This window comes from Streptococcus halichoeri (assembly GCF_019774635.1).
Classification (GTDB): domain Bacteria; phylum Bacillota; class Bacilli; order Lactobacillales; family Streptococcaceae; genus Streptococcus; species Streptococcus halichoeri.
Window position 1 is genome coordinate 503,527 of record NZ_CP081502.1, and the last position, 25,140, is coordinate 528,666.

20 protein-coding genes are annotated in these 25,140 nt (G+C 44.0%); 14 read left to right on the plus strand and 6 right to left on the minus strand.

The window, feature by feature from the left end:
- Positions 1-102: 102 nt before the first annotated feature.
- From ulaG to perR, 8 genes are all read left to right on the plus strand, one after another.
- Positions 103-1,194 (plus strand): L-ascorbate 6-phosphate lactonase, encoded by a 1,092-nt coding sequence (gene ulaG / locus K5J94_RS02580; RefSeq protein ID WP_159563900.1) that lies wholly within the window; start codon positions 103-105, stop codon positions 1,192-1,194.
- A gap of 408 nt (positions 1,195-1,602) precedes the next feature.
- On the plus strand, positions 1,603-2,871 hold the full coding sequence (locus tag K5J94_RS02585; RefSeq protein ID WP_159543405.1) for a quaternary amine ABC transporter ATP-binding protein: 1,269 nt from the start codon (positions 1,603-1,605) through the stop codon (positions 2,869-2,871).
- Positions 2,872-2,890: 19 nt separating this feature from the next.
- Positions 2,891-4,615, plus strand: coding sequence for an ABC transporter permease/substrate binding protein (locus tag K5J94_RS02590; protein ID WP_159563901.1), 1,725 nt, complete (start codon positions 2,891-2,893; stop codon positions 4,613-4,615).
- 274 nt (positions 4,616-4,889) lie between these two features.
- The gene (locus K5J94_RS02595; protein WP_221913414.1) at positions 4,890-6,485 is read left to right on the plus strand and encodes an LPXTG cell wall anchor domain-containing protein; all 1,596 of its coding nucleotides are present in this window, start codon (positions 4,890-4,892) and stop codon (positions 6,483-6,485) included.
- A gap of 279 nt (positions 6,486-6,764) precedes the next feature.
- Positions 6,765-8,426: an LPXTG cell wall anchor domain-containing protein gene (locus K5J94_RS02600; protein ID WP_221913416.1), complete on the plus strand. Its 1,662-nt coding sequence runs from the start codon at positions 6,765-6,767 to the stop codon at positions 8,424-8,426.
- Between the two features lie 494 nt (positions 8,427-8,920).
- Positions 8,921-11,563 carry a DNA polymerase I gene (polA, locus tag K5J94_RS02605; RefSeq protein WP_221913418.1) on the plus strand — a complete coding sequence of 881 codons (2,643 nt, stop codon included), beginning with the start codon at positions 8,921-8,923 and terminating at the stop codon, positions 11,561-11,563.
- A gap of 246 nt (positions 11,564-11,809) precedes the next feature.
- On the plus strand, positions 11,810-12,238 hold the full coding sequence (locus K5J94_RS02610; RefSeq protein ID WP_159543393.1) for a CoA-binding protein: 429 nt from the start codon (positions 11,810-11,812) through the stop codon (positions 12,236-12,238).
- 64 nt (positions 12,239-12,302) lie between these two features.
- Entirely contained in the window at positions 12,303-12,761 is a 459-nt protein-coding gene (gene perR / locus K5J94_RS02615) for a peroxide-responsive transcriptional repressor PerR (protein ID WP_159543391.1), read from the plus strand.
- 104 nt (positions 12,762-12,865) lie between these two features.
- Here perR and K5J94_RS02620 read toward each other — a convergent pair whose 3' ends face one another.
- A complete protein-coding gene (locus tag K5J94_RS02620) occupies positions 12,866-13,648 on the minus strand; it encodes a DUF975 family protein (RefSeq protein ID WP_221913419.1) in 783 nt (260 codons plus the stop codon).
- Between the two features lie 521 nt (positions 13,649-14,169).
- Between K5J94_RS02620 and K5J94_RS02625 the strand changes: the two genes are divergently transcribed.
- The 6 genes from K5J94_RS02625 to tadA all read left to right on the plus strand — a co-directional run bounded on the left by K5J94_RS02625 (position 14,170) and on the right by tadA (position 19,228).
- Positions 14,170-14,313, plus strand: coding sequence for a hypothetical protein (locus K5J94_RS02625; protein ID WP_159584551.1), 144 nt, complete (start codon positions 14,170-14,172; stop codon positions 14,311-14,313).
- Positions 14,314-14,439: 126 nt separating this feature from the next.
- A complete protein-coding gene (locus K5J94_RS02630; RefSeq protein ID WP_221913422.1) occupies positions 14,440-15,192 on the plus strand; it encodes an ADP-ribosyltransferase in 753 nt (250 codons plus the stop codon).
- Positions 15,193-15,629: 437 nt separating this feature from the next.
- A complete protein-coding gene (gene tgt / locus K5J94_RS02635; RefSeq protein WP_159563908.1) occupies positions 15,630-16,772 on the plus strand; it encodes a tRNA guanosine(34) transglycosylase Tgt in 1,143 nt (380 codons plus the stop codon).
- A 510-nt stretch (positions 16,773-17,282) separates the two neighbouring features.
- On the plus strand, positions 17,283-17,816 hold the full coding sequence (locus tag K5J94_RS02640; protein WP_221913746.1) for a biotin transporter BioY: 534 nt from the start codon (positions 17,283-17,285) through the stop codon (positions 17,814-17,816).
- A gap of 105 nt (positions 17,817-17,921) precedes the next feature.
- Complete coding sequence (locus K5J94_RS02645; protein WP_221913423.1) at positions 17,922-18,698, plus strand: MBL fold metallo-hydrolase; 777 nt, start codon at positions 17,922-17,924, stop codon at positions 18,696-18,698.
- Positions 18,699-18,733: 35 nt separating this feature from the next.
- Positions 18,734-19,228 carry a tRNA adenosine(34) deaminase TadA gene (gene tadA / locus K5J94_RS02650; protein ID WP_221913747.1) on the plus strand — a complete coding sequence of 165 codons (495 nt, stop codon included), beginning with the start codon at positions 18,734-18,736 and terminating at the stop codon, positions 19,226-19,228.
- Between the two features lie 240 nt (positions 19,229-19,468).
- Here tadA and K5J94_RS02655 read toward each other — a convergent pair whose 3' ends face one another.
- From K5J94_RS02655 to K5J94_RS02675, 5 genes are all read right to left on the minus strand, one after another.
- Positions 19,469-21,076, minus strand: coding sequence for an LPXTG cell wall anchor domain-containing protein (locus tag K5J94_RS02655; protein WP_221913425.1), 1,608 nt, complete (start codon positions 21,074-21,076; stop codon positions 19,469-19,471).
- Positions 21,077-21,740: 664 nt separating this feature from the next.
- Entirely contained in the window at positions 21,741-21,836 is a 96-nt protein-coding gene (locus K5J94_RS02660) for a type I toxin-antitoxin system Fst family toxin (RefSeq protein ID WP_159543377.1), read from the minus strand.
- A gap of 600 nt (positions 21,837-22,436) precedes the next feature.
- Complete coding sequence (locus tag K5J94_RS02665; RefSeq protein WP_221913427.1) at positions 22,437-22,784, minus strand: type II toxin-antitoxin system RelE/ParE family toxin; 348 nt, start codon at positions 22,782-22,784, stop codon at positions 22,437-22,439.
- Positions 22,774-23,061, minus strand: coding sequence for a type II toxin-antitoxin system RelB/ParD family antitoxin (gene relB, locus K5J94_RS02670; RefSeq protein WP_221913749.1), 288 nt, complete (start codon positions 23,059-23,061; stop codon positions 22,774-22,776). Before relB ends, K5J94_RS02665 begins: the two co-directional genes overlap by 11 nt.
- Before the next feature lie 366 nt (positions 23,062-23,427).
- On the minus strand, positions 23,428-25,065 hold the full coding sequence (locus K5J94_RS02675) for an LPXTG cell wall anchor domain-containing protein (protein ID WP_221913429.1): 1,638 nt from the start codon (positions 25,063-25,065) through the stop codon (positions 23,428-23,430).
- Positions 25,066-25,140 lie beyond the last annotated feature (75 nt).

A 25,140-nucleotide genomic window follows, 5' to 3' on the forward strand; every position in this document is an offset into this window, starting at 1 on the left:
GGCCTATTTTTGAACACTGTTTCTGTGTGAGACTTGGTCTTTTTATCCCTTAGGAATAAGACTATACTGAAATTAGAAAAAAGCTATTATCAGGAGGTAACTATGGCTAAAGTACAAGACATTACCCGGGAGTCATGGATTTTGTCAACCTTCCCAGAATGGGGAACCTGGTTGAATGAAGAAATTGAAGCAGAAGTGGTCCCTGAGGGTAATTTTGCCATGTGGTGGTTAGGGAATTGTGGCGTTTGGATTAAAACACCAGGTGGAGCCAATGTGGTGATGGATTTGTGGTCAGCACGAGGTAAGGCCACCAAGCAGGTTAAAAACATGGTTTGGGGTCACCAGATGGCCAACATGGCAGGTGTGCGCAAATTGCAGCCCAACTTGCGCGTGCAACCAATGGTGATTGATCCTTTTGCCATTACTGATTTAGATTACTACCTGGTCTCTCATGTCCATAGTGATCACATTGATATTTCAACAGCGGCAGCCATTATCAATAATCCCAAATTAGATCACGTAAAATTTGTCGGACCAGTTGGTTGTCGAGACATTTGGGTCAACTGGGGCGTGCCGGAAGATCGGATTATTGTGATTGCTCCGGGTGAGAGCTTTGCCTTTAAAGACGTCAAGGTCCATGCGGTGGAATCCTTTGATCGGACCTGCTTGGTCACCTTACCTATTGATGGCTACGAAGAAAATGGTGAAAGCCTAAAAGGGCTAGCCATCACCGATGACTTGATGGCCAGCAAAGCTGTTAACTATATCTTTGAAACACCAGGTGGAACCATTTATCATGGCGCTGACTCGCATTTTTCTAACTATTTTGCCAAACATGGCCGTGATTTCAAGATTGATGTCGCCTTAAATAATTATGGGGAAAACCCACTAGGTATTCAGGATAAAATGACCTCAATTGATCTTTTGAGAATGGCAGAAAATCTCCGGGTCAAGGTCATCATCCCTGTGCACTATGATATTTGGTCAAACTTTATGGCCTCAACAGATGAAATCTTAGCCCTGTGGAAGATGCGTAAAGAACGGTTACAGTATGCCTTTCATCCCTTTATCTGGGAAGTTGGTGGCAAGTATACCTATCCATTAGACAAGGATAAGCTAGAGTACCATCACCCACGCGGCTTTGACGATTGCTTCCTTGAAGAGTCTAATATTCAATTCAAAGCCCTACTATAGGTCATCCGCTTGGAGCAAGGGGGGTTGGTCCCATGCTTTAAGCATCAGCACAAAACAAAAAAGGTAAAGCACATTATCCTTTAGCGTTGCTAAGGGACAGGTGCTTTACCTTTTTGAGATACCGCACAGCTGTTTTTCCCGTGCTTTCTGTGGTCTAAAAAAGGTCACTTTGGTGCAGAATCCTTGTGAAAAATCAGAGCTAAGAAGCTGTTTTTTCGCTGAAATCAAGGCTTACTGAGCGTCAGATTTGACAAAAAGTGACCACACGTGTTATCATAAACGTGTTCTGTCCTGTCGGATTATTTTTTTCGACCGAAAAAGAGACCTCACTAATAATAAATGAGGTAGCCACTTATTGGTTCATCAACGATCCGTTAAGGAAATAACAGTTTTGCAGAAAGGAACATTATGGGAACGATTTTAAGAGTCAAAAACCTGACAAAAATTTTCGGGAAGCGGCAAAAAGCAGCCCTAGAATTAGTGAAACAGGGTAAAAGTAAAACAGAGATCCTCAAAAAAACCGGAGCAACTGTCGGCGTCTATGATGCTAGCTTTGACGTTAAAGAAGGGGAAATTTTTGTGATTATGGGCCTATCTGGTAGTGGGAAATCCACGCTGGTCCGGATGATCAACCGTCTGATTGAGCCTTCTTTTGGCCAGGTTGAATTAGACGGCAAAGATATTGCCAAGCTCAATGACCAAGACCTCCGAGACGTCCGTCGCCATGACATCAACATGGTTTTTCAAAGCTTTGCTTTGTTTCCACATAAAACGATATTGGAAAATACCGAATTTGGCTTGGAATTGCGTGGCGTCCCCAAGGATGAGCGCCAAAAGCGTGCTGAACAAGCCTTAGAAAATGCTGGCCTGCTCAACTTTAAGGACCAGTACCCTGATCAATTATCTGGCGGAATGCAACAGCGGGTCGGCCTTGCGCGAGCCTTGGCCAATGGGGCCAAGATCTTACTGATGGACGAGGCTTTCTCTGCTCTTGACCCGCTGATTCGAAGGGAAATGCAAGATGAGCTGATTGATTTGCAAAGTAATCTTCAACAAACCATTATTTTTATCAGTCATGATTTAAATGAAGCCTTGCGCATTGGTGATCGCATTGCCTTGATGAAGGATGGTAAAATCATGCAAATCGGTACCGGTGAAGATATTTTGACCAATCCGGCCAATGATTTTGTCCGCGAATTTGTCGAAGATGTGGACCGCTCCAAGGTACTAACTGCTCAAAATATTATGATTAAGCCTTTAACCACAACACTAGAACTTGATGGGCCACAGGTTGCCTTGAATCGGATGCATAACGAAGAAGTATCCATGTTGATGGCTACAAATCGGCACCGCCAATTAATGGGCAGTCTGACTGCAGACGCTGCCATTGAGGCACGCAAGAAAGGTCTGCCCCTGGCAGAAGTGATTGATCGGGATGTGCGAACGGTTTCTAAGGACACCGTCATCACAGACATTATGCCTTTGATTTATGACTCCTCATCACCCATTGCTGTCACTGATGCCAATAATCGTTTATTAGGTGTGGTGATTCGTGGTCGAGTGATTGAAGCCTTGGCTAATATTTCAGAGGATGACCAAACACCAAGCCAAGTAACGGCTAAAACAATTATGGAAGAAGAGCAGCTAACGCAACAAGCCCTTCAAAAACAAGACTAAGAAAGAAGGAGAGATCATTTTGAATACAGTGTTACAAATGACATTACCAGTGGCCAAGCTGGTTGAGACCATCACTGAATGGATTACCAAAACCTTCTCAGGCCTCTTTGATGTGGTGCAAACGCTTGGTAATGCCCTGATGGATTGGCTGACGCAGACGCTTCTATTTATCCCGCCACTCTTATTTATCCTTTTGGTGACAATTGGCGTTTTCTTTCTCGCCAAGAAAAAATGGCCCCTGCCCACCTTTACCTTATTAGGTTTACTCTTTATTTATAATCAGAACCTGTGGGAACAACTGATTAATACCTTTACCCTGGTTTTAGTTGCCAGTCTGATTTCGATTATGATTGGGATTCCTTTGGGGATTTGGATGGCCAAAAGCAATAAGGTCAAGCAGATTGTCAATCCCATCTTAGACTTTATGCAAACCATGCCGGCTTTTGTTTACTTGATCCCGGCGGTCGCTTTCTTTGGTATTGGGATGGTACCGGGCGTCTTTGCCTCTGTGATCTTTGCCTTACCACCGACCGTTCGTTTTACCAATCTTGGGATTCGAGAAATCTCAAAGGAGCTAGTTGAAGCTTCTGATGCCTTTGGCTCGACACCACGCCAAAAATTAATGAAGGTGGAGTTACCACTAGCTAGAAACACCATCATGGCTGGTGTTAATCAAACCATGATGCTGGCGCTTTCGATGGTGGTCACCGGTTCGATGATCGGAGCACCAGGCCTTGGTCGCGAAGTGCTCTCTGCCCTGCAGCATGCTGACATTGGAACTGGTTTTGTGAGTGGCCTTGCCTTGGTCATTTTAGCCATCATTTTAGACCGCATCACCCAAACCTTTAATGCCAAGGTGGAAAACAAAGCCAAGAAAAGCCAGGTAACCAAGTGGGTCGGCCTTGTGGCCGTGGCTGTCTTTGTTTTAGCTGCCCTTGGTCGTGTTGTGGTTCAGCTGAGCGCAAACCCTGAAAAAGGCCAAAAGGTCAACATTGCCTATGTGCAGTGGGATTCAGAAGTCGCTTCGACAAATGTTATTGCCCAGGTCTTGAAACAAGAAGGCTACCGGGTCAACTTAGTTCCCCTGGACAATGCCGTGATGTGGCAAACCATTGCCAACGGCAATGCTGATTTTTCAACTAGTGCCTGGCTACCTGTGACCCATGCTCAGCAATATCAAAAATACAAAAATGCCCTTGACAACCTCGGCCCCAACCTCAAAGGCACCCGGTTAGGTCTTGTGGTGCCGACTTATATGAAAGATGTTAATAGTATTGAAGATCTTTCTGAACAGGCTGGCAAGAAGATTACCGGTATTGAGCCTGGTGCGGGGATTATGGCAGCTGCTAAACGCTCGCTCAAGGATTATAGCAATCTGTCTGACTGGCAGTTGACGTCAGCTTCTACCGGAGCAATGACAACGGCTCTAGACCAGGCTATTAAAAAACAAAAAGACATTGTGATTACTGGCTGGTCTCCCCACTGGATGTTTGCTAAATATGACTTGAAATATTTACAAGACCCCAAACAGTCCTATGGCGCCAAAGAAAATATCAACACCATTGCCCGCAAAGGCTTGAAAAAAGACAAACCAAAACTTTATCGCATCCTGCAAAAATTCCATTGGAGCAAAAAAGACATGGAAGAGGTCATGCTAGACATTAACAAAGGAATGCCTGCTCAAGAGGCCGCCCAAAAATGGGTGGACAAGCACCCAGAAAAGGTCGCCCAATGGACAAAATAGCTAAAAACTCTGGCATGCCCAGAGTTTTTGCTTGCTTTTAGAGTGAGATTCGCTTGGTGTTGGTCACAAAAATAAAGAAATAATACAAAAAAGACCTCTATAAAAATTTTTTAGCAAGGAAGAGTCGGCAAAATATAGGTCTTTGACTATGATTTTAAAGTTTTTGTCGTTAATTTAAAACAACCAGAAATTCCTGACCTTAACTTTATATATATATACTGTTCTTTGCTGCAGAACGGCAGATAAATGAACGAACTAAGGAGATAAGAGGAACATGGCAAAAGGTCATTGGGGCAAAAAAGCAGTACTAGCCAGCCTAGTCATCAGCACGGGCCTGTTGAGTGGGCAGGGAGTAGTGAGGGCGGATGAAAAGGCGGATGAGAAACAGCGAGCAAACGCTATTCTTACACAAGCTAACCGATTAGAAAACCAAATAAAAAATCTAGTAGATCTAGCTTTAAAAACTGCAACAGAAACTAAAGATAATAACTTTAACTTAGCAAGGGTAAAACAAGCGAATCAAGCTCGAGAGTTAGACTTAGACAGTATCACAAAAGCAAGATTTTTAGACAGAGCCCTTGATGATATGGTTAATTACAGAGTGCAACGAGATGAATTCAAATCTCAACTTGATGCAGCTAATCAAAATAACTCTGAGTTAACTGCTAAAGTTGAAACGTTAGAAGAAAATGCTAAGAAAACTTCAGCGGAATTAGACAATAGCAAGAAACAAGTTAAAGACCTTTCACAACAGTTGGGCACTGCTACTACTGAGTTAAATGGTTTAAATAAGCAATTCCGTCTTACCGTAGAAAAAGATGAAGCAGATAAGAAAAAGTTAGAAGCTGAACGTGATGCTATTAAAACGCAGTTGACAGAGTCTAACAAAGCTAAGACTGAGCTTGAGGCAAAGATGAAAGCGCTTCAAACCCAGGCTGACAAGACTGCTCAAAACTTGCAAGCTGAGGTAGAAAAAGGCCAAGCAGCTGTTAACAAGCTAACTTCTGAAAAGCAGGCTGCTGAGACTCAGGTCGCTGCACTAACGGCTGAAAAAGAGCAGCTCAGCAAGGCCAAAGCAGAAGTTGAAGCTCAACTACAAGACCAAAGCAAACTCAGTGAAGCCGATAAAGCTAACCTTCAAGCTCAATTAGCTGATGTGCAAGCAAAAATCACTGAAAAGGAAAACGCTATCAAGAGTCTTGAAAGTAAGCTAACTGAAACGACTGCTAAGCTTGAAAACCAAAGCAAGCTCAGCGCTGAGGACAAGGCTAAACTCCAACACGAACTGCAAGACTTGATGGCGAAGCTTGACATGCTTAAGAAAGAGCATGAGAAAACGCCGGACACACCTCAGACTCCTGAGACGAAGCCTGAGGATCAGCCAAAAGCTCCAAGCACGCCAGAGACTCCTCAAAACCCAGAGGTTACACCGCAACCTAAGCCTGCACCAGAACCTAAAGTTCCTGAGGAAAAACCAGCTGAGCCAAAAGCTCCAGAAACACCGCAAGCTAAGCCAGAAGCAGGCAAAGACAAGCCAAGTGCCCAAACTCCACAGGCTAAGCCTGAAAAACACAGTATCCCATGGACGGCGCTAACACCGGCTGCTCCAAGCAAGGATGCCAACGCTAAGGATACCAAAGATGGCAAGACTACACAAACACCAGCTGACAAGCAAAACAAAGGCAAAGCTGCTGCTAACACAGCAAGCCAAGCAGCACCTGCTGCTCAGTCAGTACCAGGTGGCAAACACAGTGCCAACCAACTACCTGCCACTGGTGAGGCGGCTACTAGCTTCTTCACGGCAGCTGCTCTGTCTGTCATGGCTTCTGCTGGTGTCCTTAGCCTCAAGCGCCAACGTAAAGAAAACTAGTCAGATTTAGATGACGTTTCTACTCCATAAAATAAAACTTTAGTGATTAACAAAATGGCTTTCCGCGATTTACTTATGGAAGGTCATTTTTGCTTGCTTTAATCACAGTTACTATTTTCTATAAATTCCTATATAACAGGCTTTAAAATACTCGCTGCTGATTTTATCACAAGTTTTAAAAACTAAAAATTCCTGACCTTAAGTTTATATATATATATATATACTGTTCTTTGCTGCAAAACGGCAGATAAATGAACGAACTAAGGAGATAAGAGGAACATGGCAAAAGGTCATTGGGGGAAAAAAGCAGTACTAGCCAGCCTAGTCATCAGCGCGGGATTATTGAGTGGGCAGGAAGTAGTGAAGGCGGAAAATTCACATCCAGAAGAGCTAAAAATTCTTAAAAAGTTAAAGAAAGATTTCAATTCTCTTGAAAGTAGGGTTAGGATACAAGTTGGAAAGTTGGCGTTTGCCGATTCAACTTATGCAGATGCATCTACATTAGATGAATTAATAAAGTTTAATAAAGAAATAAAAAAAGAATTAGAAGAAATTACTCATAATGACCAAGTAAAGAGCCTTGCAGAACAAAATAAAACTCAAGAGCAACAGCTAAAGGGTCTTACTAACGATAAGAAGAACCTTTCGAAGGAATTAGGTAATACCCTTATTGCCTTCAAAAAAGCTAAAGAAGAAAGCCAAAGTCTAAAAGATGAACGTGATAAAGTTAAGACCCAACTGGCAACTTCGGATAAGAGCAATGCTGAGTTAAAAGCTCAAATGAAAGCGCTTCAAGAAAAAGCTAATGCTACCTCTAAATCTTTAAAAGTTAGCGAAGAGAAAGTTAAAGAACTCGGTGAAAAAATTACCGAATCAACTAAACAAAATCAAGACTTAAAATCTAAACTGGAAAAAGAAGAAAAAGACTTAGCTGGTCTTCAAGAAAAATTCGATGCTGCTAACTCTAAAAATAACGCTGAAAAAGCAAAGCTGCAAGCTGAACTGGATGCGAAAAAGACGCAAGTTTCTAGTCTGCAAGCTGAGGTAGAAAAAGGCCAAGCAGCTGTTAACAAGCTAACTTCTGAAAAGCAGGCTGCTGAGACTCAGGTCGCTGCACTAACGGCTGAAAAAGAGCAGCTCAGCAAGGCCAAAGCAGAAGTTGAAGCTCAACTGCAAGACCAAAGCAAACTCAGTGAAGCCGATAAAGCTAACCTTCAAGCTCAATTAGCTGATGTGCAAGCAAAAATCACTGAAAAGGAAAACGCTATCAAGAGTCTTGAAAGTAAGCTAACTGAAACGACTGCTAAGCTTGAAAACCAAAGCAAGCTCAGCGCTGAGGACAAGGCTAAGCTTGAAAAAGAACTGCAAGACTTGATGGCTAAGCTTGACATGCTTAAAAAAGAGCATGAGAAAACGCCTGACATGCCTCAGACTCCTGAGACGAAGCCTGAGGATCAGCCAAAAGCTCCAAGCACGCCAGAGACTCCTCAAAACCCAGAGGTTACACCGCAACCTAAGCCTGCACCAGAACCTAAAGTTCCTGAGGAAAAACCAGCTGAGCCGAAAGCTCCAGAAACACCGCAAGCTAAGCCAGAAGCTGGCACAGACAAGCCAAGTGCCCAAACTCCACAGGCTAAGCCTGAGAAACACAGCATTCCTTGGACGGCGCTAACACCTGCTGCTCCAAGCAAGGATGCCAACGCTAAGAATGCCAAAGATGACAAGACCACACAGGCACCAGCTGACAAGCAAAACAAAGGCAAAGCTGCTGCTAACACAGCAAGCCAAGCAGCACCTGCTGCTCAGTCAGTACCAGGTGGCAAGCACAGCGCCAACCAACTACCTGCCACTGGTGAGGCGGCTACTAGCTTCTTCACGGCAGCTGCTCTGTCTGTCATGGCTTCTGCTGGTGTCCTTAGCCTCAAGCGCAAGAAAGACTAAGCACCGCTATCATCGGCAAGCCAATTTCTACTCCTTTTCCTATAAGTAAGCTAGGGACCACGCTCCTTGGGCGCTAGCTAAGACTCAATCCACATCAAAACCCTTCTTGCCACCAGCAGGAAGGGTTTTGCCGTTCTGTGATGGGCCTAGGACTAGTGCCCGGCAAAACTATACTGTGGCTGCCTTCCCTAAGCCTCATCACCAAAAGCTAGCTCAGAACCACCGCCAAAGGTAGTCCGAAAAAAGCTTTTAGTCCAGACATTCTCATCAACAATGGTATGTCCACAAAAAAGGTGGCCTACGTAGCGGCGAGCCAATCACCCACCAACAGGCCAGCTTTATGAAGTTTTCGTGAAAATGTGTCCTGGTCTGCAATCAGCAGCACGGACTTGCCTGTTGTTTTGTCCTGATGCCACCAGGCACACTTGCGTTCTGCTTCTTGACAATGTCGCCATAATTACGCCTCCTAGCTAGAGGTGTGTTATAATAGAAGCATGGAAAACAAGAATAAATTACTCTTAATTGACGGTTCTTCTGTCGCTTTTCGCGCCTTCTTTGCTCTCTACAATCAGATCGATCGTTTTCGCAATGCTTCTGGCCTACATACGAATGCTATCTATGGCTTTCATTTGATGTTGGACCATATGCTCAAGCGGGTCCAGCCCACGCATGTCCTTGTGGCCTTTGATGCGGGTAAGACCACCTTTCGCACTGAGCTCTTTGCCGACTACAAGGCTGGCCGCGCCCAAACGCCGGATGAATTTCGCGAGCAGTTCCCCTATATCCGTGACATGCTAAGTGCGCGTGGGATTCCTTTTTATGAACTTGCCAATTATGAAGCCGATGATATTATTGGGACTTTGGATAAAATGGCTGAGCAGACAAAGACACCCTTTGATGTGACCATTGTCAGCGGTGACAAAGACTTAATCCAGCTGACTGACGAAAATACCGTGGTTGAGATTTCTAAAAAGGGAGTGGCCGAATTTGAAGAATTCACGCCGGCCTACCTCATGGAGAAAATGGGGATCACACCCGAGCAATTCATCGACCTAAAAGCTCTCATGGGGGATAAGTCTGATAATATCCCAGGGGTCACTAAAATTGGCGAAAAAACGGGCCTCAAGCTCTTGCACGAGTATGGTAGCCTAGAAGGGATCTATGAGCAGCTCGATAGCTTTAAAGCCTCTAAAATGAAGGAAAACTTGCTAAAGGACAAGGAAGTGGCGTTCTTGTCCAAGAAGCTTGCGACCATTAACACCCAGATTCCCTTAACCATCAGCTTAGATGATTTGTATTTCACCGGTCCAGATGTAGACAGACTGGCTGCTTTTTATGATGAGATGAACTTTGTCCAATTCAAAGCCGGCTTAGCCAAAGACTTGCCCCAACCAGCAAGGGCTCAAATCGACTATCAAGTGGTTACGACCTTAAGTGCTGAGCAATTTACCCAAGACACGGTGTATTATTTTGAAGTGTTGCGGGAAAATTACCATCGTGAAGCAATTATAGCCTTTGCCTGGGGGACAAAAGAGCAGATTTTTGTGTCAAAAGACACCAGTCTTTTGACTTCGGACCTTTTTAAAACGGCGCTTAGTCAGCCGATTGCGACCTATGATTTTAAACGCAGCAAGGTGCTTTTGAGTCATCTGGGAGTGGATTTGCCTGCTGCAGCCTATGATGCGCGCCTGGCCAACTATCTCTTGTCCAATGTCGAAAACAATGAGATGGAGACGATTGCTCGCCTGCATACGGCAATTGATCTAGCCGCTGATGAGGAAGTCTACGGCAAGGGCGTAAAACGAGCAGTGCCTGCAGATGAGCAGCTCTTTGAGCATCTGGCCAGAAAGATTGCCGTCTTGGTAGCCAGTCAGCCCGTCATGCTAGATAAGCTCGCCGCTCACCAGCAAGAAGAGCTTTATTTTGGGATTGAGTTGCCCTTAGCCAATGTTCTAGCTAAGATGGAAATTGCAGGCATTAGTGTGAATAAGGCAACGCTTGAGCAGATGGCGCAGGAAAATCAGCTGGTGCTTGAGCAGCTAACCCAAGATATTTATGAGATGGCCGGTGAGCACTTCAATATTAATTCCCCTAAACAGCTGGGCAGTATCTTATTTGAAAAAATGCAGCTGCCGCTTGAGATGACCAAAAAGACCAAAACCGGCTACTCAACAGCAGTTGATGTTTTGGAGCGTCTGGCACCGATTGCACCAATCGTGGCCAAGATTCTTGATTACCGGCAAATCAGCAAACTGCAGTCGACCTATCTTATTGGCCTGCAAGATTACATCATGGCTGATGGTAAGATCCACACCCGCTATGTGCAAGATTTGACCCAGACTGGTCGACTATCTAGTGTTGATCCGAACTTACAAAATATTCCCATTCGCTTGGAACAAGGTCGCTTGATACGTAAGGCCTTTCAACCTTCTGATTCTAAGGCTGTCCTGTTAAGCTCAGACTATTCCCAGATTGAGCTGCGGGTCCTAGCTCACATCTCTGAGGATGCGCATCTGATTAAGGCTTTCCAAGACAATGCCGATATTCATACCGCAACAGCCATGCGTGTTTTTGGCATTGATAAACCAGAAGACGTCACGCCAAATGACCGCAGAAATGCTAAGGCAGTTAACTTTGGCATTGTTTATGGCATTTCTGATTTTGGCCTGGCCAATAACCTAGGCATCAGCCGCAAGCAAGCTAAAGACTATATCACAACTTATTTCGAACGCTACCCGGGCATTAAAGATTACATGGATAATGTTGTACGCAAAGCCAAAGATAAAGGTTATGTCGAGACACTCTTTAAGCGGCGCCGTGAGTTGCCAGACATCAACTCGCGTAACTTTAACGTGCGCTCCTTTGCTGAGCGCACAGCCATTAACTCGCCCATCCAAGGCAGTGCCGCTGATATTTTGAAAATTGCCATGATTAATTTGGACAAAGCCCTGACAGAAGGTGGCTATGCTAGCCGTATGCTCTTGCAAGTTCATGACGAAATCGTCTTGGAAGTGCCAAATGATGAGCTGGCGCAGATTAAGAGTCTGGTCAAAGAAATCATGGAAGCTGCAGTGACTCTAGTTGTGCCCTTGCGTGCTGATGAAAATGCCGGCAAAACCTGGTATGAGGCTAAGTAGAGAAAAGCCTGCTGCTACGTTAGCTTACAGGCAAGACCTGCCTTTAGCTCAGCTAGTTTTGACCAGCTGGTCTAGCTGGCTGTTCTGGTTTGCTGGCTCAGCTCACACTGGCTCAGCTAACTAAGCTTGCCCTGATTCAGCTAGTAGCTCAGCCTATTTCTGCCATCTCGCTGTTCCTGCCAGCGTGCTGCCTCCAGCTTGCCTGCTGTGGTTTTTGTATTTGCAAAAAAGAAAAGAGGAAGTGACATGTATCAGTTTCACAATCCGAGCGATCAGCTCATCACAGATTACCTTCAAAAAGCGCGGCGTATCGCAGTGGTTGGCTTGTCCAACAGACCAGAAACCGCCTCTTATCAAGTGGCCCAATTTATGCAGAGTAAAGGCTATGAGATTATCCCGGTCAATCCCCGATTAGCGGGTCAAACTGTCCTTGGCCAAGTGGTTTATGCTCAGCTAACAGAGGTGCCTGAGCCCATTGATATTGTTGATGTTTTTCGACGCAGTGAGGCCCTACCTGAGGTAGCCAGGGCCTTTAGCCAAACAAAGGCCAAGGTCTTTTGGGCCCAATTAGGCCTGTTTAGTCAAGAGGCTGCCCAGTACTTGTCCCAGGCTAACCGCCACGATGTGGTGATGGATAAATGCTTGAAGATCGAATATCTAAGACTATTAGGCTAAGGGTCTAGGCCCTTTGTTTTTACTGTGGCTCTGTGCTATAATGAAAAAAGATTGGAGATCGCTTATGGACATTCATTCACATCAGCAAGCTCTAGATGCCTATGAAAATGTCTTGGAGCATCTAAGAGAAAAGCATATTCGCATAACGCAGACGCGCAAGGCAATCATCTCCTATATGGTGCATTCAACTGAGCATCCCAGTGCGGATAAGATTTATAAAGATTTAAAAGATGACTACCCCAACATGAGTTTGGCAACAGTTTATAATAATTTGAAGGTGCTCGTTGATGAAGGGTTTGTCACTGAAATCAAGATTAGCAATGATTTGACAACCTATTATGATTTCATGGGGCATCAGCATGTCAACATTGTCTGTGAAGTCTGTGGACAAATTGCGGACTTTATGGACGTTGATGTTATGGATGTGGCCAAAGAAGCCCACGACCAAACTGGCTACCGGGTCAACCGGATTCCTCTGGTTGCCTATGGTATTTGCCCTAAGTGCCAGGCTAAGGGGTATTAACCCTATCAAAAAACTTGATCGCAAGGACTGCGACCAAGTTTTTTAGTATTTGCTCAGGCTAGAAAAGCGTGCGTGAATCCGGCCTCTAAATGCCCCGAAAGCCTTTAGCTAGCAGCTCGGCTTTCTTCTAGAAGGTTTTGGTAAAAAATCGCTGTGCTGGTCAGATAGTAAGGCAAGACATAGAAGTAGAGAATGCCAAAGCTTAAAAAGACGAGCACAAACCAACCAATAAAGCTCAATTGAAAGAGGAAAAAGCGCCATTTGTGTCCCTTCATTAGGCTTTTGCTGGCTTGGATGACAGCTAGCGGACTTTGGTAGTGACTTGTCCTTATCTGATCATAAAAAAGGTATTCACTCATGCTATAAGACAGCTCCTTGATGATCCGTACGCCAAGGCCAATCAGGCTTAAAATAATCCCCGCAATCAAGAGGCTATTAGCATCATAGGCCAAGCCCTCAAAGTTTTTGCCATACAAGAGGGGATAAATGCCAAAAAGAACAAGTGTCAAACCAACCATTAGTAGCAAGGACCAGACAGCCAATAAGAGAAATTTAACCACCTCTAGCGCTAGTAAGTGCCAAACATAAGGGCGCGTCAAAGCAATGATATTATCACCGTGATGGATGGTGGTTTTTCGTTTACGAATGACCTCTAACATGGTAAAGGTGGCCGAGCAGGTCAGATAAAAGGTTAGCACTCTTAATAAAATCGGAAAGTAGGTGACCCCAGCCGAGATAGAGATGTTTTGTTCGACCAGGTAATTTTGGTGAACTTGGATTGTAAAGGAAAATAAGCCAAGCAAAATGGGGGCAAGAAAGAGGATAAATTTGCCAGGCAAGTGCTTGAGGGTTTCTTTTGCATTTTGTTTTATTACTTTTATCGTCATGGAAAAACTCCTTTGCCATATTATAGCATAGTTACAGCAGGCTTGAAAAGCTTCAAAAAACTAGGTCAGAATGACTCCTAGAGGCTGCTTAGGACCATTGTGAGCCTTTTTATAAACTCCCGTTGCCAAGTAGGCTTTATAGCAAGTTCGCTGGGTCTAGCAAAGGCAAGCCTCTCAAAAATAGAACCAAAGCAAAAACACAACCTGTAACAATGCTTAGAAAAAACCCAATCCCAGAAAATGGCTACATTTTTAGTAAAATACTGGTGACCAGACGAATGCGACTCTGAAACATACTGATAAATAGACGAGATTTGGCTCGAAGAAGTGCTCTGTTTGGCAAAATCGCTGAGCAGTTTTTTGCATTGCAAATCAGCTAGGTCTTTTAGGTCAATAGGGTGTTTATACTGCGCTTTTAAAAATTTGTGTTAGGTTTAAATTTTAGTGGCCCTCTTAAAAAATGTTCTTTCATTCCCTTTCTGAAAAAGGTAATTTAAGATTTAATTTCAAAAGGAGGAATGATGAATACAGAATTACTACTGTTACACGCCCTATTTGAAATGGGCACCGTAACTGATGTGCAAGCACAAGTTGATAAAAACCAAAGCGTTTGGGGCTTTAGTGGTGATTGGCAGCCAGAAAGAGCAGATCGTCCGACAGATTAAGGTGTGGTGTTACTCACACCCTGTCAACAGTCACCCCAAAAGCAAGCAAAAAAAGCTTAGCTTACCACTTGGTAGTACCTGCTAAAGCCATTGTGGAAGGTCAAAGATATATAAAAGGATAAAGAGATGAAGAAAAAAGTATGCCAACTAGTGCTTGCTCTCGGTTTGCTAAGTGCATTAGTTGTTGGTCAGCCCTATAGTTTGGCTAATAGTCCCTATGATGAAACCGAGTCAGTAGTATTTGAGGGAGATAAGACCTATTTTAAATTCCTAGATTCTGATGTTACCAATACAATCATTAATGACCGCTGGTCAGGCAAGATTCACTTTACGGATGCTGAAAAAGTGATGATGAAGGCTTATACTTATAACCAAGCAACGCCAATCAATACCAGTATTGACCAGGTTAAAGGGAATATTCAACAATTATCACCTGAGCTGCAGCAGGCCATCAGGCTCTTAGATCAAGCCACTCATAAGTTAGTGATCCCCTGGAATATTATTATTTATCGTTATGTTTATGCGGATTTCCTATTGGATTTAGGGCTCACGCGGGATGACTTGACAAAATATTATAAGAATAAGCAGTTCGACCCAGAAGTGCTAAAAAAGATTAAGGCTGGTACTTCATATCTCAAGTATAGTTTTATGAGCACCACAGCGATGCAAAATGCCGCCATGCCTCATAGGCCGGTTGAACTCCGCATTCGCGTTAGCCAAGGCGCCAAGGCCGCCTATGTTGCCCCCTACTCCTTTTACCCCTATGAGCTGGAACTCTTACTACCAAGACAGAGTGAGTTAGAGGTAATCGGCGCAACCTTATCAGCTGATAAGAAACGGCTTAATATTGAAACCAGCCTTAAAGGCAGCCTGGAATAGGCAGCTAGTGCCTTGCCAGCTAGCCGTTCTTTTGTCGCCTGGCAGGCGAGCAACCTCTGTTAGACCTTTCTGAGTCTAGCTGTCGCTGTGTTTGGCCTGAGTCCAGCTGTGCGTTTTGTCCGGCTTCAGCTGCGCGTGGCCTCAAAGCCAGCCAGGGAAGCCCAGTCCCTAACCGTTTGTTTACCTGGATGTCCTTTTTAGCTGCTCCACCCAGTTAAAGCTAAGGGACATGAAGGTATTGAGGCGGTTTTTTATTGTCAAAAATTCTAGGAAAAAGCTGATATTTTAGTTCAAACAAGGGCTAGTCTCAAAAAAGGCAGGCAGAAATTTTATGACTTTCATATAGCTGAACGGCTGTTTTTTTGGTAGAATAAGAAAGCTCTTAGAAGTAGTAACAAAGATTGCACAAGACTGTTTATCTTGAAAGCGAGGAAATAATGACAGAAAGTCCGATCAGATACCGACTCATCAAGAAAGAAAAGCACACAGGAGCGCGTCTTGGTGAGATTATCACGCCGCATGGCACCTTTCCAACACCTATGTTCATGCCGGTTGGTACCCAGGCTACCGTTAAAACCCAGTCACCCGAAGAGCTTAAGCAGATGGGCTCAGGGATTATCTTGGCCAACACCTACCATCTCTGGTTAAGGCCAGGTGATGAGCTTATTGCGCGGGCAGGTGGTTTGCATGCATTTATGAATTGGGATCAGCCGATTTTAACGGATTCCGGTGGGTTTCAAGTGTATTCTTTAGCAGATTCACGCAACATCACCGAAGAAGGGGTCACCTTTAAAAACCATCTCAATGGGTCAAAGATGTTCCTATCCCCTGAAAAAGCTATCGCTATTCAAAACAATCTAGGTTCTGACATCATGATGAGCTTTGATGAATGCCCGCAATTCTACCAGCCTTATGATTATGTCAAAAAGTCTATCGAACGAACCAGCCGCTGGGCAGAGCGTGGCCTCAAAGCCCATGGTCGCCCCCATGACCAAGGTCTGTTTGGGATTGTCCAAGGGGCTGGCTTTGAAGATCTTCGCCGTCAGTCGGCTGCTGATCTGGTTGGCATGGATTTTCCTGGTTACTCCATTGGCGGGCTGGCTGTTGGTGAGTCTCATGCAGAAATGAATGCCGTTTTGGATTTCACCACGCCCTTGCTGCCAGAGAACAAGCCCCGCTACTTGATGGGGGTTGGGGCACCTGATAGCCTGATTGATGGTGTGATTCGTGGGGTGGACATGTTTGATTGTGTCTTGCCCACGCGGATTGCCCGCAATGGCACCTGCATGACCAGCCAGGGCCGGCTAGTGGTCAAGAATGCCCAATTTGCAGAAGACTTTACCCCGCTTGACCACAATTGCGACTGCTATACCTGTCAGCATTACAGCAGAGCCTATCTGCGTCATCTCCTAAAGGCAGATGAAACCTTTGGTATTCGCCTGACCAGCTACCATAACCTCTACTTTTTGGTTAACCTGATGAAGCAGGTGCGCCAAGCAATTAGGGATGACCAGCTTTTGGAATTTCGAGCCGACTTCTTGGAACGCTATGGCTACAACAAATCATCCCGGAATTTCTAAGTCTTACCAAGACCACTGCCATTAAAAACCAGCCTTGCTTGTGACTCTCTAGTGAACCTGCATTTGCTCTGGTCCTGGCCAGCCTGCCCTTGCCTGTCTGGCTGTGTCCGCTGTTGCGACTGCCAGGCTGATTGCTGGCGCTAGCTACCTGTTGACTTCGGCTGCTACTGTGATTCTGGTGGAGCTGATTGTGTCCGCTGTTGCTAATGTCAGACTACTTTAACAGCCATCAGAAACCTCAAAGAAATCAGAAATCATCAAGGAGCCATCTCAGAAGATCTGGCTTCTTTTTGTCTATCATCTTTGTTAACCTTTGTGAAAAATCAAGTTGACAAACAAGCCCAACTCCATTAGACTAAAAAAAAGACGGCCAGAGCTAGCATCCCAAAGCGCTCTGCGCGCTCCTTTGTTAAAAAGCCTACCCAGGTTTTATCGGAGTCAAGCTCTGTTTGGGACCCTAGCATCAGCATGCCGCTTATTGTTTATGATGTTTTTATGATGGAGGATGATATGTTTACCACGCGTGATGTAGCCAAAATAGCTATGATGACAGCTCTAATCAGTGTTTTAGGCCTGATTCCGGCCATTCCCCTAGGTTTTATTCCAGTGCCTCTGGTGCTGCAAAACCTTGGGGTTATGCTTGCTGCTTTGCTTTTAGGTGGCCGCAAAGGCAGTCTAGCCATTATCTTGACCCTGCTCATCGGCTGCTTTATTCCGATTTTTTCTGGTCACACCACAACCCTGCCGCTTTTAGTCGGTCCAACTGCAGGCTATGTCCTGGCATGGCTCTTGGTCCCTTTGACCTTTGAGGGCTTAACCCTGCTAGCGCCAGCTAATGGCTTTGGTCGGACCTTTGGCTATATCTGGCTGAGCGGCGTTTTGCTAGTGGATGTGCTCGGAGCAGTCTGGCTAGCAGGCCATCTAGGGATGCCCCTAGACAAGGCCCTAGTCGCTAACCTCGCCTTTGTGCCTGGCGACACTATCAAGGCCCTCTTAGCGACCCTTATCGCCCAAAGACAAGCCAAGCTAGGTGGTTCTTTCTAGGAGCTTGCCCCTCTCTCAAGCACTCCCCTCCACTTGCTTTTAGCCGCCACCCCAGCGCCTTTTTGCTATTTTTGCTATAATAGAAGGTAAAAGGAGCGTGCAATTATGAAATTAACAACCTTAGGATCTTGGGGTGGCTATCCCTATCAAGATGGCGGAACCACCTCGTATTTAATCACTGGGCACGACGGTTTTCACCTGCTTATGGATGCGGGTAGCCGTGCCTTAACCGAATTAGAAAAGGAAATCAGCCCCCTGGACCTGGATGCTGTCATTATTACCCACTATCATCCAGACCATGTCGCTGATTTAGGTGTGCTGCGCCACTATCGCCAGCTCTACCCTAAGCACCTGTGGCAGCCCAAAGTCCTGCCCATCTATGGTCATGATGCCGACCAGCATGAGTTTGCCAAATTAACCATGCCAGAAGTCTCAGAAGGCCGTGCTTACAATGTCAACGGCACAGAGACGATCGGACCGTTTGAGATTACCTTTATCAAGACAGTCCATCCGGTGGTCTGCTATGCTTTGCGGATTGTTGAGCGAGCAACGGGTCAGGTCTTGGTCTTTACTGGCGACACGGGTTATTTTGCTGAGCTGGTTGATTTTGCGCGCGGTGCGGACCTCTTTTTGGCGGACGTTTATTTTTATGAGGATGTGGCCAACCATCCTGCCCACCTCTCCTCCAAAGAAGCAGGGCTAATTGCTAAGGCTGCTGGGGTTGGTAAGCTAGTCTTGACCCATGTACCGCCTGTCCCACCGCAAGGGATTGACCCTAAAAAGCACCTGGAGGTTTTACAGCAAGAGGCAACAAAGTATGCGACCGGGATTCCGGTGGAGCTGTCCTTACCGCATCAAAGCCGTGAGGTAGGTAGTAAGTAGTGAGGGAATATAGCCAAGCAGAAAAGATAGCCTTTATGCGAGAGGCACTCAAGGAAGCGGAGAAATCCTTGGCCCAAGCCGAGATTCCGATTGGCTGTGTTATTGTCAAGGATGGCCAGATTATTGGTCGCGGGCATAATGCCAGAGAAGAGCTTAACCAAGCGATAATGCATGCCGAAATGATGGCCATCAGTGAGGCCAATACGGTTGTTGGCAACTGGCGCTTGCTGGATACCACCTTGTTTGTGACGATTGAACCTTGTGTCATGTGTAGTGGGGCGATTGGGCTGGCTCGCATCCCCCAGGTCATCTACGGAGCTGCCAACCAAAAATTTGGCGGGGCGCAGAGTCTATATCAGATCTTGACGGATCAGCGTTTGAATCATCGCGTTGCCGTTGAAAGCCAGCTCCTAGCAGAGGAGTGTGCCGCCTTGTTGCAAAGCTTTTTCCGGCAGCGCCGATTGACCCATCAGACAAAAGCAAAAAAACCAAGCTCAGACCAGCAAGAGCAGCCTGCTGCGGACAGGTAAGCAGGAGTAGAAGCAGTGGTCCAGCCTTAGCTAGCCAACTAGCTAAGGTAAGAGCCGCAAAGGCGAGTGAGGATAAAAAAAGCAGCCAAGCACTTGATCGTGCTTGGCTGCTTTTGCATATTTGCATGAAATTAGGTATGGTTGCGGAAGTCTAGGAGAGAGACTAGCTCCGGTTTTAAACTATTTTAGTCTGATAGAAGAATCTGGCAGCACTAGGATTGACTAGCACGGGAAAAGGGACTAGTTTTCTTTGCGTTTAGTAGCAAGTACACCAGCAGAAGCAATGACAGATAAAGCAGCCACGGTGAAGAATGGGTTAGCTGTAGCTTCACCCGTTTGTGGCAAGTGCGCAGCAGTGTTTTGTGTACTTGGCGCTGGCATGTGTGGAGTAGCAGGCGTTGCTGCGTGGCTAGCTTTGTCATGGTTAGCTTTTGGTGCCGCTGGATGAGTCTTGCCTGGTTTTTCAGGAGTGCGTGGTGTGCTTGGGTTCACTTCTGGAATAGCAGGAGTCGGAGCCGGCTTAATTTCCGGTTTCTTCGGTGTGCTTGGTTTGTCAGTTTCTGGTGTTTGTGGGGTTTGAGGTTTAGTTTCCGGAGCTTGAGGCAGCTTTGGTGCTGGTTTAGGCGCAGGCGTTACCTCTGGCATTTGAGGTGTTTCTGGCTGACTTGGAACTTCTGGTTTGCTTTCCGGCTGCTTCGGTTCAGCTGGTTGGTCCTCAGGCTTCACTTCAGGCACTTGAGGTGTTTCCGGAGTACTTGGTGTTGTGTCATGCTCTTGCCGTTTAAGGGCGTCAAGCTGACCTTCAAGCGACTTGATTGAGGCGTCTTTCTCAGTAATCTTAGCTTGAATATCAGCAAGTTCTTTTTGAAGTCTAGTTTTTTCTTCTGTGCTGAGCTCAGTTTGGCTATTAAGCTGAGTCTGGATGTCAGACTTTTCTTTAGTGAGCTTTTCTTTTTCAGCAGTTAATTCAGCAACTTTAGTATCGGCCGCAGCTTTTTCCGCAGTTAGCTTATCGAGAGTAGCCTTGCTTTCATCAACTTTGGCTTGTAGTTGGTCAACTTCAGTTTTCTTGTTTTCTAGTTCGGATTGAAGCTTCGCTTTGTCTTCTTTATTAGCTTCTGTGGCAGCATCGAAACGTTGTTGAAGCGCGGCTAAGTCATTCTTTTCAGTATTGAGTTGATCTTGGAGTTCCTGATTTTTCTTTGTGGAATCTGATACTTGTTCAGAAAGTCTTTGAACTTTTTCTTGACTAGCTTCTAAACTTTTCTCAGTGTTTTCTTCTTTTTCTTTTAAGGAAGTTAATTGTTGGTTTAGTTCAACATTAGACTTCTCTTTTTGCTGTAATTGAGTGTTTAAATCCGCCTCTTTAGCTTTTAAAGTTGTCACTTCTGAGTTTGAAGTTTGGAGTTCTTCACTTAATTGAGCACTTTTTTGTTTTTCTTCTTTGATATTGGTATTTAGTTTTTCGTTATCAGAAGTTAAATTCTTAATCTTCTCTTTATTTTGAGTTGATTCGTCTTGAAGTGTTTTAACCTTTTGATTATGTGTGAGTTCTTCTATTAATCTTTCATATTCTTCAGTTTCAGTAATTAACTCACTGTACATAGAATCTGGTAAGTATTCATTTTTAACCATAACTTCAAATGAATCTCGTTTTTGCGTTAAAACTTTCCATTCAGCCTTTAACTTATCTAATGCTTCTAATACTGTGTTACCATTTTTTTTAGCTTCGGTTTTTTGCTCCTGGCTAAGTTCTTGTGCACTAGTTTGTGTACTCAATAGACCTGCACTGAGAACAAGACCTGTTAACACTGCCTTTTTCGTCCAATTCCAATGACTTTTCGCCATAGTCTTTAATCTCCTTTTCATTTCTAAGCTTTTTTACAGCACCCATCAGTATATATATATATATATATATACTTAAGGTCAGGATTTGCCGGGCTTATAAACTTATGATTGTAACAAGAAAGGCTTATTTAGCAGCGTTTCTGATGCTTATTTTTTCTATTTTTTAAAAAAGGGTGCGAATAGATTGCACTGTTTTAGTTGCTCCTTCTGAGTCCTCGCTTACAGTCATAACTGCCACTGACTTCAATTTTATTATTTTTAAAATCTACATCATGCTCTCTTAGAGCTAAGAGCTCGCCAATCCCTAGGCCTGTCAAGGATAAAACGTGAGTCACAATAACCATACGCTGATTCCCTTTATCTTTAAAGTAATCAACAATTTATCTGACTTCATCTTTATTCAGATATTAACAATAAAATATGCTTGTCTATGTGTTTGGCGGTATCAATCGTTGCTTGTCTCACAGTTATGTGTAAAACAAGTCAACATAAAAATGTGATTTGTTTACTAACTTTCTTATTTACAAGTACTTTGACAATTGAATACTGTATATGTTATGATGTAGGTGAAGTGAAGATAATTTCGTCGCACATAGGCGAATATAAAAACCCCTTGCAAAATCCTACAAATGCAAGGGGTTTTTTCTATTTTGCAATAGAAGCACTAATCAGCACTGTCATCAAGCCATTTCTGGATTAATAACAGGATTATTCCAACCAATAGCGGTGCGATGATAGTTGTGAAGATAATTTCGCACATAGACGTCACCTCCTTAGCTAAGGCAGGTATAGTAGTGCCAGTCAATCATTATATCATGTACGTTATCAATTGGATAGCGTACTTTTTTGTTTAAAAGTACCAAACACCACCTAGCCGCTATCTAGATGGTGCTACGGAAATTATTCTGTTCAATTAAAAACACTTTCCGTTACTACAATTGATATGTACCCCTTTTACTGGACTAATCTAGTGAAAGGTTTTTTTGTATGAAATATAATTATACGTTTAAGTTAAATGCAGTAGAAATGTATCGAACAGGACAGTAGATTGATACTCCAGATGGTATTGGGCAAAAAAACTTTAGAAAAAGAATTGTGCAGTGGTCAGGAATTGCCGGGCTTATAAACTTATGGTTGAGAAATAAGAAAGCGCTTTAATCGCTGATGTGATGGGATTTTTTAAAAATCGCAGTAGCAGTTCAAGCCAGCAAAAATGACCTTTCCGTGAGTTAATTGCGGAAAAGTCATTTTGTTAATCACCCAGTTTTTTATTGTCAAGTTGCAAAGCTACTGTAATCCGCTTTCTAAGCGTCTCAGCCATTTAAAACTTCAAAGCCAAATCTTATTCATCTTAGTGGCCTTATTTCTTCTTGAGCAGTTGTATATAGCTTTGCTTGCTATGGATAATGTCAGATAAAAAGACCATTTTTTGCTCTTCTATGATGTGGTAGAAGGCTAGGTATTCCCCTAAAATCATGCCCCGCGTTTCATAGGGCGAGTAGATGCTTGCTCCCACTCTTTCGTCTGCCTTAAAGCCTGCTTCTGGAAAACTTTCAAGGCGTTCTAACCCATAAAGAATATTATTAACGGTGTTAGCCCCCGCCTGATCTGAAAAGTATGCCGTTGCAATAGTGTTTTTAATAGCCTCGAGCTGCTCTTGTACGGTTTTGGGGATAATAAGGCTGTAAGTAATGTCATCAGATACCAAGATTAGCCCTCACTTCGTTAAGCTTATAAGTTCTACGATTTTCCAAGTCGGTAAAACTTTGAGCAATCTCAGAACGTAGTTCTGCTAATAGTTCCTGCCGCTCCTTATCAGCGCTAGTTTCAAATGGTAGGGCCTTATTTTCGACAATGCTCTCTAAAAACAAGTTAAAGCTAGCTGTCATATCAAGGTTTTGGGCGGTGACAATAGCTTTCGCTTTTTCTAGCAAAATACTGTTTGTTTTAAAATTCACCTGTGTATTTTTTTCTATAACGTGCATCATAGCATCTCCTTTGACAATCATTATATCATAATCTCAGACAAAACTATATGGAGCTACTTTTAGATAGATTATAGCTTGCTGCTTTCTTGTCATGCGTGCTGCGAAAGTTTGCCTACAGAAATTTTCCTTTTAAAGCTTCTTAGTCAGTCTGTTGTTGCTGAACGCTGCTCAACTGATGCCTGGGGGAACCACTCTTACAGCCAGCTAAGCAAAAAACTTTCCACGCTAGGTATCGTGGAAAGCTTGTCATTGGAATTGGTTTTTAGAGTGAGGGCTGATAGGAGAGAGCAGCCCCTTTTTTGCTTTGAAAGGATTATAAAAGAGTGGCGGTTGTGCCAATAGCGTGGCTAGAAAGGTAATTGACTAGTCTTCTTTGCGCTTAGTGGCGAGGACGCCAGCAGAAGCAATGATAGATAGAGCAGCCACAGTGAAGAATGGGTTAGCTGTAGTTTCACCTGTTTGTGGCAATTGCGCAGCAGTATTTTGTGTTGCCGTGTGTGGAGTAGTAGGCGTTGCTGCGTGGTGGGTTTTTGGCGCCGCTGGATGAGCCTTGCCTGGTTTTTCCGGAGTGTGTGGTGTGCTTGGTTTCACTTCCGGAATAGCAGGAGTTGGAGCCGGCTTGATTTCCGGTTTCTTCGGTGTGCCTGGCTTACCAGTTTCAGGTGCTTGCGGAGCTTGAGGTTTGGTTTCCGGAGCTTGAGGCAGCTCTGGTGTGCTTGGTGCTTTTGGTTGGTCCTCAGGGTTCACTTCAGGCACTCGAGGAGTTTCCGGAGTACTTGGTGCTGTGTCATGCTCCTGCTGTTTGAGGGCGTCAAGCTGACCTTCAAGTGACTTGATCGAGGCATCTTTTTCAGCGATTTTGCTTTGAATATCAGCTAATTGCTTTTCAAGCTTCGCTTTTTCTTCTGCGCTGAGTTGACTTTGATCTTTTAGCTTAGTCTCAATGTCAGCTTTTTCACTTGTCAAGCTGTTAACTTTCGCCTCCGCCTCTTTTTTCGCTTCTTCAAGAGCTTGAAGTTTCTCAAATGATTCAGCAACTTGGGCTTTCAGACCATCAACTTCAGCTTTTTTCGCATCTAACTCTGATTGCAGTTTCGCTTTATCAGCTTTTTGTTCAGCAGTTTCTTCAGTAGCATTAGTCAATTTATGTTGAAGGTTACTGAAGTTTTTCTTTTCCTGTTCAAGCTTGTTATGTAAATTTGTGTTTTCTTGTACAGCGGCTGAGACTTGCTCTGTAAGACTTTGAACTTTTTCTTGGCTAGCTTTTAAATCAGCAGAAGTCTTTTGAGATTGAGCTTCTAAGTCCTTCATTTTCGTTTGAAGGTCGCTGTTGGTTTGCTTAGAATCCTTAAGTTGACTAGTGAGCTCAGTGCTTTTGGCATTAAGACTAGTGACCTCATCTCTTTTGGATTTAATTTCAGCCTGAAGTTGTTTTTGTTGCTCGGTTGCTTCTGTAAGTTTAGTTTCTATCTTTTTACCTTTTTGGCTTAATTGCTGCGCATTACCAACAACCTCTTCATAGCCATTAAGACGACGTTCTACTTCCCTTTCTAATAAACCTCTAAAGGAAACAGTACGCTGATTATTATCATTATTGGGTGAGGTTAATAGGAGTAAACCTAAGCCTGGGATATTATTATAGTATCTTAAAAGACCTTGGGCATTTCTATCTTCTTTCTTTGGGGATTCTATGAATTGTAAACTATTTAATGTATCAGCATAGCGTTTGGGATGTATAATATTTCCAAATAAGTCCAGCAAATCAGCCGTTTTCATATTTTTAAGAGCATCTATAATTTTGTTAGTGCGTTCTGAAGAATCCGGAGAGGCAGATAGTGTTCCAAAGATAAATTGATCATTATTAAATGCTTGGTTAGTGATGGTATCTGCAATCTCAAATTGTGAATTCTCTTCTGCTCTTATATTTGAACTAGTTAAAACGCTTGCGCCTAGCATGAGTGATGCGAGGACCGCCTTTTTACTCCAATGGTGTTTTGCCATATTAAATTAATCTCCTTTTCATTTCTAAGCTTTTTACGGCAACCACCAGTATATATATATATATATATATACTTA

Excerpts from the sequence above, each read along its gene's own strand:
- K5J94_RS02675 (WP_221913429.1), bottom strand. The coding sequence starts at position 25,065 with ATGGCAAAACACCATTGGAGTAAAAAGGCGGTCCTCGCATCACTCATG.
- polA (WP_221913418.1), top strand. The coding sequence starts at position 8,921 with ATGGAAAACAAGAATAAATTACTCTTAATTGACGGTTCTTCTGTCGCT.
- perR (WP_159543391.1), top strand. The coding sequence starts at position 12,303 with ATGGACATTCATTCACATCAGCAAGCTCTAGATGCCTATGAAAATGTC.
- K5J94_RS02585 (WP_159543405.1), top strand. The coding sequence starts at position 1,603 with ATGGGAACGATTTTAAGAGTCAAAAACCTGACAAAAATTTTCGGGAAG.
- ulaG (WP_159563900.1), top strand. The coding sequence starts at position 103 with ATGGCTAAAGTACAAGACATTACCCGGGAGTCATGGATTTTGTCAACC.
- K5J94_RS02640 (WP_221913746.1), top strand. The coding sequence starts at position 17,283 with ATGTTTACCACGCGTGATGTAGCCAAAATAGCTATGATGACAGCTCTA.
- K5J94_RS02595 (WP_221913414.1), top strand. The coding sequence starts at position 4,890 with ATGGCAAAAGGTCATTGGGGCAAAAAAGCAGTACTAGCCAGCCTAGTC.
- K5J94_RS02660 (WP_159543377.1), bottom strand. The coding sequence starts at position 21,836 with ATGTGCGAAATTATCTTCACAACTATCATCGCACCGCTATTGGTTGGA.
- K5J94_RS02620 (WP_221913419.1), bottom strand. The coding sequence starts at position 13,648 with ATGACGATAAAAGTAATAAAACAAAATGCAAAAGAAACCCTCAAGCAC.
- relB (WP_221913749.1), bottom strand. The coding sequence starts at position 23,061 with ATGCACGTTATAGAAAAAAATACACAGGTGAATTTTAAAACAAACAGT.
- K5J94_RS02625 (WP_159584551.1), top strand. The coding sequence starts at position 14,170 with ATGAATACAGAATTACTACTGTTACACGCCCTATTTGAAATGGGCACC.
- K5J94_RS02630 (WP_221913422.1), top strand. The coding sequence starts at position 14,440 with ATGAAGAAAAAAGTATGCCAACTAGTGCTTGCTCTCGGTTTGCTAAGT.
- tadA (WP_221913747.1), top strand. The coding sequence starts at position 18,734 with ATGCGAGAGGCACTCAAGGAAGCGGAGAAATCCTTGGCCCAAGCCGAG.
- tgt (WP_159563908.1), top strand. The coding sequence starts at position 15,630 with ATGACAGAAAGTCCGATCAGATACCGACTCATCAAGAAAGAAAAGCAC.
- K5J94_RS02600 (WP_221913416.1), top strand. The coding sequence starts at position 6,765 with ATGGCAAAAGGTCATTGGGGGAAAAAAGCAGTACTAGCCAGCCTAGTC.
- K5J94_RS02645 (WP_221913423.1), top strand. The coding sequence starts at position 17,922 with ATGAAATTAACAACCTTAGGATCTTGGGGTGGCTATCCCTATCAAGAT.
- K5J94_RS02610 (WP_159543393.1), top strand. The coding sequence starts at position 11,810 with ATGTATCAGTTTCACAATCCGAGCGATCAGCTCATCACAGATTACCTT.
- K5J94_RS02655 (WP_221913425.1), bottom strand. The coding sequence starts at position 21,076 with ATGGCGAAAAGTCATTGGAATTGGACGAAAAAGGCAGTGTTAACAGGT.